Genomic DNA, 13,640 nt, shown 5'->3' on the forward strand with positions numbered 1-13,640 from the left:
GCGGCCGTGGGAGGCTGACCGGATGACGCCGACGAACCGTGCCGCCGCCCGCCGCAGCCTCGAAGGACTGTCCCTCGGTGATGCGTTCGGCGAGCGCTGGTTCCCCCTCTTCCGCGACCCGCGCCAGGCCTACGAGGAGGTCCGCGCCCGGCGCACACCGCCGGAGCCCCGGTGGCACTGGACGGACGACACGGCGATGGCGCTGGGCGTCCTGCGGGTCCTCGACGAGCACGGCGAGATCCGGCAGCGGGACCTCGCCCTGGCCTTCGCGCTCGGCTACGACGCCGATCCGGCCCGCGGCTACGGCCACGGCATGCACGACCTGCTGCCCCGGCTGCTCGCGGAGCCGGACCGCTGGCCGGAACTGGCGCGCGGGCTGTTCGGCGGGGAGGGCAGCCTGGGCAACGGCGCCGCGATGCGGGTGGCGCCCCTCGGCGCCTGGTTCCACGACAGCCTCCCGCGCGTCGTCGAGCAGGCGGTGCTGTCCGCCGAGGTCACCCACGCCCACCCGGAGGGCGTCGCCGGGGCGGTCGCCGTGGCCGTGGCGGCGGCGCTGTCGGCACGGCACGAACTGACCGTGGCGGCCGTCGCCGCGCTCACCCCGGACAGCGCGGTGCGGGACGGGCTCCTGCGTGCCGCCCGGCTGCCGTTCGCCACCGAGCCCTGGAAGGCCTCCGACCTCCTCGGCAACGGGCAGCGCGTCCGCGCCGACGACACCGTGCCGTTCGCCCTCTGGTCCGCCGCCCGCCACCCGGACGACCTGACCGCCGCCCTGTGGACCACCGCCGAGGGCTTCGGCGACGTCGACACCACCTGCGCCATCACCGGAGGCGTCGTCGCCGCCCGGACCGGCGCCGACGGCGTTCCCCCGGAGTGGCTGCACCGCCGGGAGGCGCTGCCCGGCGGTGCCTGAGCGCTCCGCTGGAAGGGCGCGCCGTGCCGTCGGCCGCTGCCGAGCTGTCTAGAGCTGGTCCGGGCGGGAGTGCAGCACCGCTTCCGTCACCGCGCGGGCGATCGGCGCCGCCATCCCGCCCCCGGTGATCTCCCGGCGCTGCGCCGACGCGTCCTCCACGACCACCGCGACCGCCACCCGCGCCTCCAGGTCCCCTTCACCACGCGCCCAGGAGACGAACCAGGCGTACGGCGTGCCGGCGTTGCCGAGGCCGTGCTGGGCGGTGCCGGTCTTGCCGCCGACGACCGCGCCGGGGACGAACGCGTTCCGGCCCGTGCCCGCGGCCACGACGTCCTCCATCAGCTCTCTCAGCCGGGCGGCCGTCGCCGGCCGCATCGCCCGGCGGGCGGGCGGCGGGGCCGTCTGGGACACCAGGTCGCCGTCGTGCGTCGTCGTCCGCCGCACCAGGTACGGCGGCCGCACCAGCCCCCCGTTCGCGACGGCCGCCGCGACCATCGCCATCTGCAGCGGCGTGGCCCGCGTGTTGTACTGCCCGATCGACGACAGCGCCAGCTGCGCCCGGTCCACCGAGGTGTCGAAGGTGCTCGGCGAGACGGAGAAGGGGATGCGCAGCGCCGGGTCGTTGAAGCCGAAGGCCGATGCCGTCCGGGCCATGGCGGCCCGGCCGACGGCCAAGCCCAGCTTGGCGAACACCGTGTTGCAGGACCGTACGAACGCCTTCCGCAGTGAGGCGTCCGCGCAGCCGCCGGACTCGTTCGTCAGCGCGGTCGAGGTGCCCGGCAGGGTGTACGGGTCCGGCGAGCGGGTCGGCGCGTCGATGTCCGCGACCACGCCCGCGTCCAGCGCGGCCGCGGCGGTGACCACCTTGAACGTCGAACCCGGCGGGTACGTCTGGCGGACTGCCCGGTTAAGCATCGGCTTGTCCGGATCGGCGTTCAGCCGCGCCCACGCCCGCGTCGTCGACGCCGCGTTCCCGGACAGCACCGCGGGGTCGTACGACGGGGACGACACCAGCGCCAGCACCCGGCCCGTCGCCGGTTCGATCGCCGCCACCGCGCCCTTGCGCCCGGCGAGCCCCTCGTACGCCGCCTGCTGCGCGGCCGGGTCCAGGGTGGTGACGACGTGCCCGCCCGGGCCGCGGGCGCGGGTGAGGTCGCTCCACAGCGGCAGCGGCGCGAGCAGCGGATCGGTGCCGGACAGGACGCCGTCCTCGGTGTGCTCCAGCAGCGTCGTGCCGTACCTCTGCGAGGCGAAGCCGGTGACGGGCGCGTACAACGGGCCGTTGGTGTACGTGCGTTCGTAGCGGAGCTGCTCGCCGGAGTCGCGGGAGCCGGTGACCGCCTCGCCGCCGACCAGGATGTCGCCGCGCGGCTGGCCGTAACGGGCGATCGTCGGGCGGCGGTCGGCCGGGTTGCCGTCGTAGGAGGGGGCCTGGACGACCTGGACGCGGGCGGCGTTGACCAGCAGCGCCACGAGCAGCAGGGCGCAGAAGAGGGCGGCGTGGCGGATGTGGCGCGTCACGGCGCCGCCTGCGGGGTGCGGGGGCGCCGGGCCGAGTCGCTCAGCCGGATCAGCAGCGCCGTCATCGCCCAGTTGGTGACGACCGAGGAGCCGCCCTGCGCGAGGAACGGCATCGCCATGCCGGTCAGCGGGATCAGGCCCGTCACCCCGCCCGCGATCACGAACACCTGAAGGGCGATGATCGAGGAGAGGCCCACCGCGAGGAGCCGGCCGAAGGCGTCCCGGGTGGCGAGGGCGGCCCGGTAGCCGCGCTCCACGAGCAGGCCGTACAGGATGAAGATCGCGGACAGGCCCGCCAGGCCCAGCTCCTCGCCCGCGGTCGCCAGGATGAAGTCCGACTTGACGGCGAAGCCGATCAGGACGGAGTGGCCGAGCCCCAGCCCGGTGCCGAGGACGCCGCCCGCGGCGAAGGCGAACAGCGACTGCGCGAGCTGGCCGGGGCCCCGGCCGGCCTCGATGGAGGCGAACGGGTGCAGCCAGTCCTCGACCCTGTCGTGCACGTGCGGCTCCAGCGCCCCGACGGCCACGGCGCCCAGGGCGGCCAGCAGCAGGCCGACCGCGATCCAGCCGGTGCGGCCGGTGGCCACGTACAGCAGGACCACGAACAGGGCGAAGAACAGCAGCGACGTGCCCAGGTCGTGCTCCAGCACCAGCACGCCGACGCTCACCAGCCAGACGGTGAGGATCGGGCCGAGGGCCCGGCCGGTGGGCAGCCGCAGCCGCCAGACGCGGCGGCCCGCGAACCCCGGCCCGCCCTGGTCCGAGGCCAGGTACGCGGCGAAGAACACCGCCAGCAGCACCTTCGCGAACTCGCCCGGCTGGATGGAGAACCCGGCGATCCGGATCCAGATCCGGGCGCCGTTGACCGGCGGGAAGAGGATCGGCAGCGTGAGCAGCAGCAGCGCGGCGACCACGCAGCCGCGGGCGTGGCGCTGCAGGAGGCGGTGGTCGCGCAGCAGCAGAACGGTCACGGTGAACAGGGCCACGCCCAGCGCGGACCACACCAGCTGGGCGGGGGCCGCCGGGCCGCCCGGGGTCTCCAGGTCGAGCCGGTAGATCAGGACCAGCCCGAGGCCGTTGAGCAGCACGCCGATCGGCAGCGGCAGCGGGTCGGCGTACGGGGCGCGCAGCCGCACCGCGAGATGCGCCAGCAGCGCGAGCACGCCGAGCCCGGCGCCGTAACCGGCGGCGCCGGGCGGGACGGCGCCGTGCCGGGCGAGCCCGACACCGCAGTAGCCGCACACGGACAGCAGTACGGCGACGACGATGAGGGCGAGCTCGATGCCACGGCGCCGGGGGAGGTGCACCGCGGGGGCGGGGTCGTCCGTCCGCTCCACGGTCGTTCCGGCGTTGATCATGCCCGGAACCTACCCAAATAGTGCGTCTTGTGATCTCCGGGGCTCAGCACCAGCGTGGTGACGCCCCGATCACTTCGATGAAGCGCGCCGCCCCCCAGGCCCAGGTCCCGTCCGGGAGGAGGTACCAGAGCCGGTCGCCCTGGACGCTCTCGCCCGTGGTCTTGCAGAAGATCGACACGTGTTCGCCCCGGTGGGCCACGCGGATGACCTGGCTGCCACGGTTCGGCGCGCTGCGCAGCAGCAGCGTGCTCGCGGTCACCACGCCCCGGGCGAACCGGTCGTGCCGGCCGCCGTCGTGCTGACCGTCGTACTGGCCGCTGCTCTGGCCCTCGTACCGGCCGCTGCTCTGGTCGTCCCACTGACCTTCGTACTGGCCGCTGCTCTGGCCGTCGTCCTGGTCCCAGTCGTCGGCGAGGGCGGGGGTGGCGACGGCCGACGTGACGAGGGCACCGGCGGCAGCGGCTATGGCCAGACGCGTGAGGGCGGAACGCAGGGACATGGCGATACCTCCGTGAATGTGGATGGAAGCTGACTGATCGCCACATTAGGAGGGGAATGATCGCGTCGCCCGTCACGCTGGGCCATAGGGGCGCGTCACTCGGTGAGCTCCTCCAGCAGCCGCGCCGTCGCCAGCCCGGCGCGCAGGTACTCGACGAAGAGGTCGTTGTGCAACGCCCAGGGGGAACGGCGGTCCCGGATCAGCCGGATCGCCTCGTCCGCGGAAGCCCCGCGCCGCACCAGGGCGTGCGCGACGACCAGCCCCGAGCGGTTGTACCCGTGGTAACAGCGGACGAGGATCTTCCGGCCCTCCTCCAGTGCGTCGCCCGCCGCCTGCGCCAGGCGCATCACGCCCGCGAGCTGCGTGCCGTCCAGCGGGCCGTCCGGAATCGGCCACACATGGTGCTCCACGCCCGGATCGGGCCCGTGCCCCGGCAGCCTCAGCAGGGTCTGCACCAGGTCGAACTCGTCCCGCACGACGGCGAACTCCACCTGCCCGGAATGCCCCCGGAACTCGTGCCCGCCCATCCACAGGCCGGGCACGATCTCGTTCCACGGAGCGTCCGGAGCCGGTACGTCGGGTTGCTTCCTGCGGCTGCGCAACAACGCCTCCCCAACATGCCCGTACGTAACATGCCTCCAGCGCCTCTCCAAGGTAACCGGGTTCTTGCCCCTGGAGCACCCCGCCTGTTCCCATGGTCGAAGGGGTGATGAGCATGAGCGGACTGCGCGTCATACCGACCTGGCGACACGGTCAGGAACGGCTCTACGTCTGCCTCGAGGACGGCCGGAACATCGCCTGGTACGACCGGGAGGCGGGCCGGGTCAACCTGCTCAGCGACGACCGGAGACAGGACGTGCTGGAGGTCCTGGGCCCCTTCCTCACCGGTTCGGTGACGGTCGGCCCGCCCCCGGTGCCGACCCCGGCCGAGCTGGCCCGGCTGTCGCTCCATCCGGACGACGACCTGGCGCCCAACCGCCCCGGCGAGGCGCTCCAGATCGACCTGGACCGTGATCCCGGCCCGCCGCACCGCTTCCGCCCCGACCCCCGCCGCAAGGCCCTCGCGGCCGAGCAGGCGGTGGGCGAGGCCCTGGACCGGCTGGACGGCGCGGGCTGGCACGCGCTGCACTCGATCCCGCTGCCGGGCGGTGACCGCATCCACCACCTCGCGATCGGCCCCGGCGGCCTGTTCGCCGTGCACGCGCTGCCCGCCCACAAGCAGCGGGTGACGGTCGCCGACCCGATGGTGGCCCTGGGCCGCCGCGAGCCCCGGCCGCTGCTGCGCCGGGTGCGCGCCGACGCGGGCCGCGCCTCCTACGCCCTGACCGCCGAGGTCCGCCCCGTCCTGGCCCTGGCCGGCCCCGCCGAGGTCTCGGTCCCCGTCCCGCCCCGCGGGGTCCGCGTCGTCACGGACGCGGACATCGAGGATCTGGCCAGCCTGGGCGGCATCCTCAAGCCGGCCGACGTGGAGGCCCTGCACGCGATGGCCCGCGACCGGCACACATGGACGCGGGTGTGACCGGGCGCTGATCCTGTGGGCGGGCGCCGATCCGGTGGGCGGGCGCTGATCCGGTGGGCGGGCGTCGATCCTGTGGGCGGGCGCTGATCCGGTGGGCGGGCGCCGGGCTCCCGGGTGCCGGGGTCCACTGGTGTCTCCGCCGTCCGGGCCTCAGGGCAGGCTGCCCGCGCGCTGCGGTTCCAGGAGCGGGGCGAGCAGGTCGCCGTAGTCCTGTACGCGGGGCGCGATGTCCGGCGCCCGGAAGGTCAACTGCGCGGGCGCGCCGCAGTCCTCGACCTCGCGCCAGGTCACGGGCGCCGACACGGTCGGCTCGGGGCGGGCCCGCAGCGTGTAGGCGGCCGCGGTGGTCTTGCGGGCGGCGTTCTGGCTCCAGTCGACGAACACCTTGCCCGGCCGCAGACTCCGCGTCATCCGGTGCACCACGAGCCGGGGCATGGCCCGCTCGGCCTCGACGGCGAGCCGTCTGGCGTAGTCGCTCACCTGCTCCGAAGGGGCAGGCGCGACCGCCGCGAGCAGGTGCAGCCCCTTCGACCCGGAGGTCTTGGCGAGGGCCTCGATCCCGTCCGCCGCCAGCCGCTCCCGCAGCCACAGCGCGACCTCGCAGCACTGGACGATGTCGGCGGGCGCCCCGGGATCGAGGTCGAAGACGATCCGGTCGGCCACCCCCGGCGTGCCGACGAGCCACTGGTGGGTGTGGAACTCGGTGACGAGGTTCGCGGCCCACATCAGGCTCGCCAGATCCTGCACCAGCACCATCCGCACCGGCCCCTCCGACCGCGGCACCTCGGCCGTCGTGACCCAGCCGGGGGTACCCGGCGGCACGTTCTTGGCGAAGAAGACCTGCCCGTCCGGCCCGTCGGGATACCTGAGGAAGGAGACGGGCCGATCACGCAGATGGGGGAGCAGGACGTCGGCGGTGGTGGCGTAGTAGTGCAGCATCTCGCCCTTGGTGAAGCCGGTCGCGGGATACAGCACCTTCTCCAGGTTGCTGAGCGCGACCCGTCTCCCCTCCACCTCGGTGATAGGCGTCATACGATGAGAATCTCATGCGAATGGTGACCAATGGTGCATAACGACCGAAAGGATGCTGCACGTGAGATCCATCTGGAACGGCGCCATCTCCTTCGGTTTGGTCAGCATCCCGATCAAGCTGGTGAACGCCACCGAGAACCACTCGATCTCCTTCCGCCAGATCCACACGGAGGACGGCGGCCGCATCCGCTACCGCAAGGTCTGCGAGCTGGAGGACCGCGAGGTCACCCAGTCGGAGATCGGCAAGGCCTACGAGGACGCGGACGGCTCGGTCGTCCCGATCACCGACGAGGACCTGGCCCACCTGCCGATCCCCACGGCGAAGACGATCGAGATCGTGGCCTTCGTCCCCGGGGACCGCATCGACCCGCTCCAGATGGACGCGGCGTACTACCTGGCGGCGGGCGGCGCCCAGGCCGCGAAGCCGTACACCCTGCTGCGTGAGGCGCTCAAGCGCAGCAACAAGGTCGCCGTCGCCAAGTTCGCCCTCCGCGGCAAGGAGCGCCTGGGCATGCTCCGGGTGGTGGGCGACGCGATCGCCATGCACGGCCTGCTGTGGCCGGACGAGGTCCGCGCCCCCGAGGGCGTCGCCCCCGACACGAAGGTCACGGTGAACGACAAGGAACTCGACCTCGCGGACGCCCTGATGGACACCCTCGGCGAGATCGACCTCGGGGACCTGCACGACGAGTACCGCGAGGCGGTGGAGGAGGTCGTCGCCGCGAAGGCCGCCGGCGAGGCTCCGCCGGAGGCCCCGCAGCCGGCCGCGGGCGGCAAGGTCCTGGACCTGATGGCGGCGCTGGAGAAGAGCGTCAAGGCGGCGAAGGAGTCGAGGGGCGAGCCGGCGGAGAAGGCCGGCGCGGAGGCCGGGGAGGAGGCGGAGGTCACGCGTCTGTCCCGCCGCGAGTCGGCGCGCGCGACCCCGAAGGAGACCGGCGGCAAGAAGTCGACGTCCGCGGCGAAGAAGACGGCGGCGGCCAAGGAGACCCCGGCGAAGTCGGCGCGGGGTGCGAAGAAGACGGCGGCGACCAGGACCACCGCCAAGAAGACGGCCGCCAGGTCCACGTCGGCCAAGGGCGGCGCCAAGAAGACGGCGGCGAAGAAGGCCGCGCCCCGCAAACGGTCGGCCTGACCGGCGCAAACGGTCGGCCTGAACGGCGCAAACGGTCGGCCTGACCGGCGCAAGCGGGCCGGACTCCCGCGGTGGTCAGGCCGTCCCGTCGGCGGGCCGGTGACGATCGTCCGCCCGGCCCTGCCCGTCCCGCTCCCGGCGCCGGCGGCGGACCCGCCAGACGACGAGCGCCACGACCACGGCCACCGCCGCCAGCAGGGCGAAGGTGCCTCCGACCAGGCGCTCCGCCCGCTCGTAGGCGGCGCCCGCGCCGTAGCCGAGGAGGGCGTTGCCGACGCTCCAGACCAGCCCGCCGAGGGCGTTGTAGAGCAGGAAACGGCGGTACGGCAGGCCGGCGACACCGGCCGCGGCCGGCACCAGGGACCGCAGGAGGGCGACGAACCGGCCGATGAACACGGCGGCCGGACCGCGCCGCCGCACCAGCTCCCGCGCGTGATCCACGTGCCGGGCGCGCCGCCGCAGCGGCTTGCTGTGCAGCACGGGCGGCCCGAGGCGCCGCCCGACCTCGTACCCCACGCTGTCCCCGGCGACCGCCGCGAGCACCACCACGGCCATCAGCAGACGCAGGTCGACGACGCCCCGTCCGGCCAGCACACCGCCGACGATCACGGCGGTCTCGCCCGGCAGCACGAACCCGAAGAACAGGGCGTCCTCGGCGAACGCCAGCGCCGAGACCACGGCATAGACCAAGGGCCCCGGCAGCCCGGTGAGCCACTCGACGACGGAATGCATCTCCGCCCCTTCCCGGCGGCGGCCCCGAGCGGCCCCCGCCGACGAGGGAACGAGTACCCCGTACGCCCATACCTCCGCGCGCCCGCGCCCGCAACCGCAACCACGGCGGCTGCCGTCGCCGGCGCCGTCGGTCAGCGCACGACCGGGTCCTCGTCCTGCTCCTCCAGCAGGCGGCGGTGGAGTTCCTGCGTCATGACGTGGATCGCGCGGGTCAGCTCGGTGTTGGTCTTCAGCTCCAGTTCCTGCTCGACGAAGTCGTGGTCGGCCTTCATCTGCTGGAACGCGGCCTGCCGGTTCTGCCCGATCATGACGAACGTGGACAGGAAGATGGCCTCCAGCGACACCACCAGGGTCAGCGAGGGCCAGGGGCTCCCTTCGAGGAACAGCATCCACACGGCGAACCCGACCGCGTGCACGTAGACGAACGGCATCGAACCGGCGAACCGGGTGATGGCGTCGGCGATGCGCAGTTGCACGTCCTCCGCCCGCTTCAGGCGGTGCGCCACCACCGCCGGGTGATGCCGGTCCGCGCCGCGCGGCTCGCCCATGTCAGCACCTTTCAGCACAGCGGGGCGGACGCCCCGGCAGCCCCTGCGGTCCGGCACACGCGAGCGGCGCCGGCTGGGAAGCTCCGGCGCCGCCTCGCGTGGACCTGGGCAGGGAGGGTCACATCTCGAAGACGATACGCGCCTTGACGCGGCCGTCCAGGACGTCGGCCATGGACTCGTTGACCGACTCCAGGGGCCGGGTTTCGTAGATGACCTTCGTCCGCCCGGCGGCGTGCAGCTGGAACACCTCGTCGAGGTCCTGGCGGGTGCCGACGATCGAACCGATGACGGAGGTGCCGTTGAGCACGGTGTCGAAGATCGGGACCTGGATGGTGCCGCCGGCGGGCAGGGCGACCATGACCAGCTTGCCGCCGCGCCGCAGTCCGCCGTAGACGGCGGCGAACGCGGCCTCGTTCACGGCGAGCGCGACGGCGGCGTGCGCACCGCCGTGCTGCTTCAGCACCTCGGCGGGGTCCTCCTTGCGGGCGTCGATCAGGATGTCGGCGCCGAGTTCCCGGGCGAGTTCGAGCTTGTCGTCGGTGACGTCGATCGCGGCGACCGTCGCTCCGGCGATCTTGGCGTACTGCACGGCCAGGTGACCGAGTCCGCCGACGCCGGAGATCGCCACCAGTTGGGTCGGCCGCACGCCCGCGACCTTCAGCGCCTTGTACGTCGTCACGCCGGCGCAGGTCAGCGGGGCGGCGTCACGCGGGTCGATGCCGTCGGGGACGCGGGCGGCGAAGTCGGCGGGGGCCAGCATCTTCTCGGCGTACCCGCCGTCGCAGCCGTAGCCGGTGTTGATCTGCTGCTCGCACAGCGTCTCCCAGCCGGACAGGCAGTGCTCGCACCGCCCGCAGGCCCAGCCGAGCCACGGCACGGCCACCCGCTGCCCGACGTCCAGGTGCGTCACGCCCTCACCGAGCGCCTCCACGATGCCGACGCCCTCGTGACCGGGGACGAACGGCGGGTTCGGCTTGATCGGCCAGTCGCCGTGCGCGGCGTGGATGTCGGTGTGGCACAGCCCGGACGCCTCGAGCCGGATACGGACCTGACCGGGACCGGGCTGCGGGTCCGGCCGCTCCTCGATCACCAACGGCTCGCCGAAAGACCGGACCACTGCTGCCTTCATCACAGGCTCCTCAAGGCTGTTCGCTTCTGCTCGCTTCGGTGCCCATCCAGCCTCCGATGCCACGACACGGCACGGGAGGTGCTGCATGTCCTCCCGCGGTGGGCCGCTCGGCCCCATGGGTCCCTGAGGTTGCTCCGCTGAGGTTGTCCCGCTCCAGCCGGCGGGCGACGACGGCGGCCACCTGGCCGGACAGCCCCGAGGGGCCCGGACGATCCCGAGGGGCCCGGACAGCCCCGAGGGGCCCGGACAGCCCCGAGGGGCCCGGACGGTCCCGAGGGGCCGCTGCGAGCCCTGGCGGCCTCGGCGATGCCGCGCGGCATGGTGATCGGGCAAGGGCGGGATCAGCGTTCGGTGGTGCGTACGACGAGTACGGGGCAGGCGGCGTGCTGTACGCAGTGCTGACTGACCGAGCCGAGGAGCATCCCGGCGAAGGCGCCGTGACCATGGCTGCCGACCACCAGCAGGCCGGCGTGTTCGGCCGCCTCGGTCAGCACGGCGGCCGGGTGGCCCTCCACGACCTGCGGGGTGACCGGTACGCCCGGGTGCTCTCCCAGCACCTCCTCCACGGTCAGGCGCAGGCTGTCGCGGGCCTGCTCCTCGAAGTCGGCCTCCCCGTAACCCGCCGGCATGCCGAGGGCGGGCGGCAGCCGCCACGCTTGAACGGGGCGCAGTTCCGCACCGGTGAGCTCCGCCTGGCGGGCCGCCCACCGCAGCGCGGCTCTGCTCGACTCCGATCCGTCCACGCCCACCACGATCGGCTGCTGGGAGAAATCGCCGCCCACTGCCTGACCTCCCTGGTCTCTTCTGCCTCCAGCGGACACCTGTGCGCACGCGCACGCCAAGGGACCTTCGGCCCTGTCCTGGCCGATGGGTTCCGTTCATGACGGCACCAGAATATTTCGGTTACCGATGTAATCTGGCGTTCATGGCCGCCCGTACGACTCCTCGTACGTCCAAGATGGGGGTTCGTCCGGCGGCAGCACCGGGCCGCCTCGCCGCTGCTGGACCTGGCGCTGGTTCGGGTGCGGGCGGTGGCATTCGGGCTGGTCGGCGCCCTGAGCGGCTACCTGGTGCTGTTCGGGCCGCTGGTGCTGGTGCCGGTCGTGCTGTCCGCGGGTGGCTGCTCCGAACTGACCGCGGGTGCGGTGCTGACGGCGCTGCCCGCCGGGTTCGCGTCGGCCGCGACCGGCTGCTGCCCGGCTCCCTGACGGACCGGAGCCGGTGCCTGCTCGGCGCCGTCATGTTCACCGCCGCCGCGGCCGCGCTGCTGGTCGTCCCGTTGACGGTTGCCGGGCTGGTGCCGGTGCTGGCGCTGGCCGGGCTGGGACTGGGCACCTTCACCCCGGCCGACAACACCATGATCATGGGCGCGATCCCGGCCCGCTCGTCCGGCACCGGTGGCGGCCTGGTCAATATGACCCGAGGTCTGGGCACCGCCCTGGGCGTCGCGCTGGTCACCCTCGCCCTGCACCTGGGCTCCGGCGGCGGGACCGAAGCCGGAGCCCAGTGGTCCGCGCTGATCCTCACGGGAGTCTCGGCCGTCGCGCTCACCTCGGCCTGGCTGGGCCCGGGCAGGCGGCGACCGGGGCGCGAGACGCCCGCTGAACCGGATCGCGGAAGGAGCGGCACAGTGCTCCGGAACAAGTCCGAGCGGGTGCGGGACGCCTGGACGACAGGCCTGGCCGTCCTGGTCACGGCTGGAACGGGTGACCGGCGCGGTGCTGTCGCGGGCCGACCGGCCGGCCGCGCCGGCCGGGGTGGGGCGGTGGGGGCGGTGCCGGCATCCCGTCAGGGCCGGCTGGCCGTCAGGGCGTACCGGCGCGGCTACGGGCAGGCCGGACCGCTGTCAGCGGTCCTGAACGGCACTCCCGGCAAGGCGGTCGCTGACCGGATTGCCCTGTTCGGCGGAGGTCCGCTGGCCGTCGGCGGCACTCACGGTCACGCTCGACACGGGGGACGCGGCGCGCCGAAGCCGGCCACCTGCCGCCCCTCGCCCACGAGCCGGAAACAGACACCGAGGAGGGCACACCCATGGACATGCCCGTCGTGAACGAGTGCGCAGTCGAGGACTGCGCCTACAACCGGGAGCACGCCTGCCACGCCATGGCCATCACCGTGGGAGACCCCGGGCACGCACGCTGCGACACCTTCTTCGCCTCCCCGTCCAAGGGCGGAGACCCGTCCGCCACCGGCCGGGTCGGGGCCTGCAAGATGTCCGGCTGCCGGCACAACGCCGACCTCGAATGCCGCGCCCCCGGCATCACCGTGGGATACGTGCAGACCGAGGCCGACTGCCTGACCTACGCACCCGCCTGAGTACGAGATGCGCTGCCGCCGGGCACCACCGGGCCTCGCGCACACCGGGACCTTGCCGTGAGCCGGGGTGACGAGCCACCCGACACCACGTCGGACACCGAAGCCTCCGTGGCCGGGCCCGCCCAGCAGGGAACGCCCCGGCGGGAACCGGCCCATCGGGCACACATGCGGGCCCGGCTACCCTTGCAGCATGTCTGCGCAGCCCCGCTCCGAGGCCGCTCCGCCCCGGCCCGCCGACGCGGCGTCGGACGCGCGTCTGCTCACCGAGGCCGTCACCCGGCTGCGCCGCGCGCTGCGCGCCTCGATCGGCACCGACTACCCGTGGGAGACCCTGCCCATGGCACAGGTCGAGCTGCTGCAGGCACTCGGCGAGCACTCTCCGGCCCGGATCAGCGACCTCGCCGACCGCCAGCGCCTGGCCCCCAGCACCGTCAGCGGCCTCATCGGCCAGATGATCAACGCCGGTCTCGTGTCCCGTGACGTCGACCCGGCCGACCGTCGCGCGTCCGTCGTCACCCTCACCGACTCCGGCCGTGACCAGCTCGCCGCGTGGACCCGCGCCCACGAACGCCGGCTGGACGCCGCCCTGTCCGCCCTCGACGAGGCCGACCGCGCGGCGGTGGCGGCCGCACTGCCTGGGCTCTTCCGCCTGTCCGAACACCTCGACGCGGGCTGACGCTTCGTCGGCCGACGTGGATCCCTCGCACCTGCGGTAGGCAGCGACGGCACCGCCGGATCAGGCGGCTGCCAAGGGGCCCCGGGGACGGCGACGAGGGTTCATGCCCATCGTGGACGCCGTCGACACGGTCGATCCAGAGTTTTTGACAATGAGGCTTTTCCAACCTTAGCTTGACGTGGCCAGGTGAAGGGCGAGTACGGCCTTGACCAGGTCGGTGATGCGGGTGGTGCTGCAGCGGAGCTTGCGCAGCAGGCGCCAGGAC

16 protein-coding genes and 1 pseudogene are annotated in these 13,640 nt (G+C 73.5%); 7 read left to right on the top strand and 10 right to left on the bottom strand.

The genetic code is table 11. The features are described from left to right. The first annotated feature begins 22 nt into the window (after positions 1–22). Positions 23–913: an ADP-ribosylglycohydrolase family protein gene (locus ACH4ZX_RS17370; protein WP_398272947.1), complete on the top strand. Its 891-nt coding sequence runs from the start codon at positions 23–25 to the stop codon at positions 911–913. Between the two features lie 48 nt (positions 914–961). On the opposite strand, the gene ACH4ZX_RS17375 is transcribed toward ACH4ZX_RS17370, so the two are convergent. The 4 genes from ACH4ZX_RS17375 to ACH4ZX_RS17390 form a co-directional block, all read right to left on the bottom strand. Then, positions 962–2,434, bottom strand: coding sequence for a penicillin-binding transpeptidase domain-containing protein (locus tag ACH4ZX_RS17375; protein WP_398272949.1), 1,473 nt, complete (start codon positions 2,432–2,434; stop codon positions 962–964). Then, on the bottom strand, positions 2,431–3,792 hold the full coding sequence (locus tag ACH4ZX_RS17380) for an FtsW/RodA/SpoVE family cell cycle protein (protein ID WP_398272951.1): 1,362 nt from the start codon (positions 3,790–3,792) through the stop codon (positions 2,431–2,433). Before ACH4ZX_RS17380 ends, ACH4ZX_RS17375 begins: the two co-directional genes overlap by 4 nt. Before the next feature lie 43 nt (positions 3,793–3,835). Beyond that, positions 3,836–4,291 (bottom strand): SH3 domain-containing protein, encoded by a 456-nt coding sequence (locus ACH4ZX_RS17385; RefSeq protein WP_398272953.1) that lies wholly within the window; start codon positions 4,289–4,291, stop codon positions 3,836–3,838. 95 nt (positions 4,292–4,386) lie between these two features. Beyond that, complete coding sequence (locus ACH4ZX_RS17390; RefSeq protein WP_398272955.1) at positions 4,387–4,893, bottom strand: dual specificity protein phosphatase family protein; 507 nt, start codon at positions 4,891–4,893, stop codon at positions 4,387–4,389. A 113-nt stretch (positions 4,894–5,006) separates the two neighbouring features. Between ACH4ZX_RS17390 and ACH4ZX_RS17395 the strand changes: the two genes are divergently transcribed. Then, positions 5,007–5,810 carry a nuclease-related domain-containing protein gene (locus ACH4ZX_RS17395; protein ID WP_398272956.1) on the top strand — a complete coding sequence of 268 codons (804 nt, stop codon included), beginning with the start codon at positions 5,007–5,009 and terminating at the stop codon, positions 5,808–5,810. Positions 5,811–5,960: 150 nt separating this feature from the next. On the opposite strand, the gene ligD is transcribed toward ACH4ZX_RS17395, so the two are convergent. Next, a complete protein-coding gene (ligD, locus tag ACH4ZX_RS17400; protein WP_398272958.1) occupies positions 5,961–6,842 on the bottom strand; it encodes a non-homologous end-joining DNA ligase in 882 nt (293 codons plus the stop codon). A gap of 52 nt (positions 6,843–6,894) precedes the next feature. Here ligD and ACH4ZX_RS17405 point away from each other — a divergent pair, with 52 nt between their 5' ends. Beyond that, positions 6,895–7,974 (top strand): Ku protein, encoded by a 1,080-nt coding sequence (locus ACH4ZX_RS17405; RefSeq protein ID WP_398272960.1) that lies wholly within the window; start codon positions 6,895–6,897, stop codon positions 7,972–7,974. 75 nt (positions 7,975–8,049) lie between these two features. Here ACH4ZX_RS17405 and ACH4ZX_RS17410 read toward each other — a convergent pair whose 3' ends face one another. The 4 genes from ACH4ZX_RS17410 to ACH4ZX_RS17425 form a co-directional block, all read right to left on the bottom strand. Continuing rightward, complete coding sequence (locus ACH4ZX_RS17410) at positions 8,050–8,706, bottom strand: DedA family protein (RefSeq protein WP_398272962.1); 657 nt, start codon at positions 8,704–8,706, stop codon at positions 8,050–8,052. Between the two features lie 131 nt (positions 8,707–8,837). Next, positions 8,838–9,254 (bottom strand): DUF1003 domain-containing protein, encoded by a 417-nt coding sequence (locus ACH4ZX_RS17415; protein WP_360755492.1) that lies wholly within the window; start codon positions 9,252–9,254, stop codon positions 8,838–8,840. Between the two features lie 118 nt (positions 9,255–9,372). Continuing rightward, entirely contained in the window at positions 9,373–10,383 is a 1,011-nt protein-coding gene (adhP, locus tag ACH4ZX_RS17420; protein WP_398272964.1) for an alcohol dehydrogenase AdhP, read from the bottom strand. 341 nt (positions 10,384–10,724) lie between these two features. Then, on the bottom strand, positions 10,725–11,165 hold the full coding sequence (locus ACH4ZX_RS17425; RefSeq protein ID WP_398272966.1) for a universal stress protein: 441 nt from the start codon (positions 11,163–11,165) through the stop codon (positions 10,725–10,727). A 249-nt stretch (positions 11,166–11,414) separates the two neighbouring features. Here ACH4ZX_RS17425 and ACH4ZX_RS17430 point away from each other — a divergent pair, with 249 nt between their 5' ends. The 4 genes from ACH4ZX_RS17430 (at position 11,415) to ACH4ZX_RS17445 (ending at position 13,375) form a co-directional block, all read left to right on the top strand. After that, positions 11,415–11,591 carry a hypothetical protein gene (locus tag ACH4ZX_RS17430; RefSeq protein ID WP_398272968.1) on the top strand — a complete coding sequence of 59 codons (177 nt, stop codon included), beginning with the start codon at positions 11,415–11,417 and terminating at the stop codon, positions 11,589–11,591. Positions 11,592–11,623: 32 nt separating this feature from the next. Further along, positions 11,624–12,433, top strand: a complete 810-nt coding sequence (locus ACH4ZX_RS17435; RefSeq protein WP_398272970.1) for a hypothetical protein — start codon at positions 11,624–11,626, stop codon at positions 12,431–12,433. Next, the gene (locus tag ACH4ZX_RS17440) at positions 12,415–12,699 is read left to right on the top strand and encodes a DUF1540 domain-containing protein (RefSeq protein WP_398272972.1); all 285 of its coding nucleotides are present in this window, start codon (positions 12,415–12,417) and stop codon (positions 12,697–12,699) included. Before ACH4ZX_RS17435 ends, ACH4ZX_RS17440 begins: the two co-directional genes overlap by 19 nt. Positions 12,700–12,889: 190 nt before the next feature. Beyond that, positions 12,890–13,375, top strand: a complete 486-nt coding sequence (locus tag ACH4ZX_RS17445) for a MarR family winged helix-turn-helix transcriptional regulator (protein ID WP_398272973.1) — start codon at positions 12,890–12,892, stop codon at positions 13,373–13,375. A 168-nt stretch (positions 13,376–13,543) separates the two neighbouring features. Here ACH4ZX_RS17445 and ACH4ZX_RS17450 read toward each other — a convergent pair. Then, a pseudogene (locus tag ACH4ZX_RS17450) lies at positions 13,544–13,640 on the bottom strand (IS5/IS1182 family transposase); the annotation flags it as partial.

Source organism: Streptomyces sp. NPDC020490 (assembly GCF_044335305.1).
Classification (GTDB): Bacteria; Actinomycetota; Actinomycetes; order Streptomycetales; family Streptomycetaceae; genus Streptomyces.

Bases quoted from the DNA above. Each gene is read 5' to 3' on its own strand.
- ligD (WP_398272958.1), bottom strand. From the start codon at position 6,842: ATGACGCCTATCACCGAGGTGGAGGGGAGACGGGTCGCGCTCAGCAAC.
- ACH4ZX_RS17410 (WP_398272962.1), bottom strand. From the start codon at position 8,706: ATGCATTCCGTCGTCGAGTGGCTCACCGGGCTGCCGGGGCCCTTGGTC.
- ACH4ZX_RS17380 (WP_398272951.1), bottom strand. From the start codon at position 3,792: ATGATCAACGCCGGAACGACCGTGGAGCGGACGGACGACCCCGCCCCC.
- ACH4ZX_RS17370 (WP_398272947.1), top strand. From the start codon at position 23: ATGACGCCGACGAACCGTGCCGCCGCCCGCCGCAGCCTCGAAGGACTG.
- ACH4ZX_RS17440 (WP_398272972.1), top strand. From the start codon at position 12,415: ATGGACATGCCCGTCGTGAACGAGTGCGCAGTCGAGGACTGCGCCTAC.
- ACH4ZX_RS17385 (WP_398272953.1), bottom strand. From the start codon at position 4,291: ATGTCCCTGCGTTCCGCCCTCACGCGTCTGGCCATAGCCGCTGCCGCC.
- ACH4ZX_RS17445 (WP_398272973.1), top strand. From the start codon at position 12,890: ATGTCTGCGCAGCCCCGCTCCGAGGCCGCTCCGCCCCGGCCCGCCGAC.
- ACH4ZX_RS17395 (WP_398272956.1), top strand. From the start codon at position 5,007: ATGAGCGGACTGCGCGTCATACCGACCTGGCGACACGGTCAGGAACGG.
- adhP (WP_398272964.1), bottom strand. From the start codon at position 10,383: ATGAAGGCAGCAGTGGTCCGGTCTTTCGGCGAGCCGTTGGTGATCGAG.
- ACH4ZX_RS17405 (WP_398272960.1), top strand. From the start codon at position 6,895: ATGCTGCACGTGAGATCCATCTGGAACGGCGCCATCTCCTTCGGTTTG.
- ACH4ZX_RS17415 (WP_360755492.1), bottom strand. From the start codon at position 9,254: ATGGGCGAGCCGCGCGGCGCGGACCGGCATCACCCGGCGGTGGTGGCG.
- ACH4ZX_RS17435 (WP_398272970.1), top strand. From the start codon at position 11,624: ATGTTCACCGCCGCCGCGGCCGCGCTGCTGGTCGTCCCGTTGACGGTT.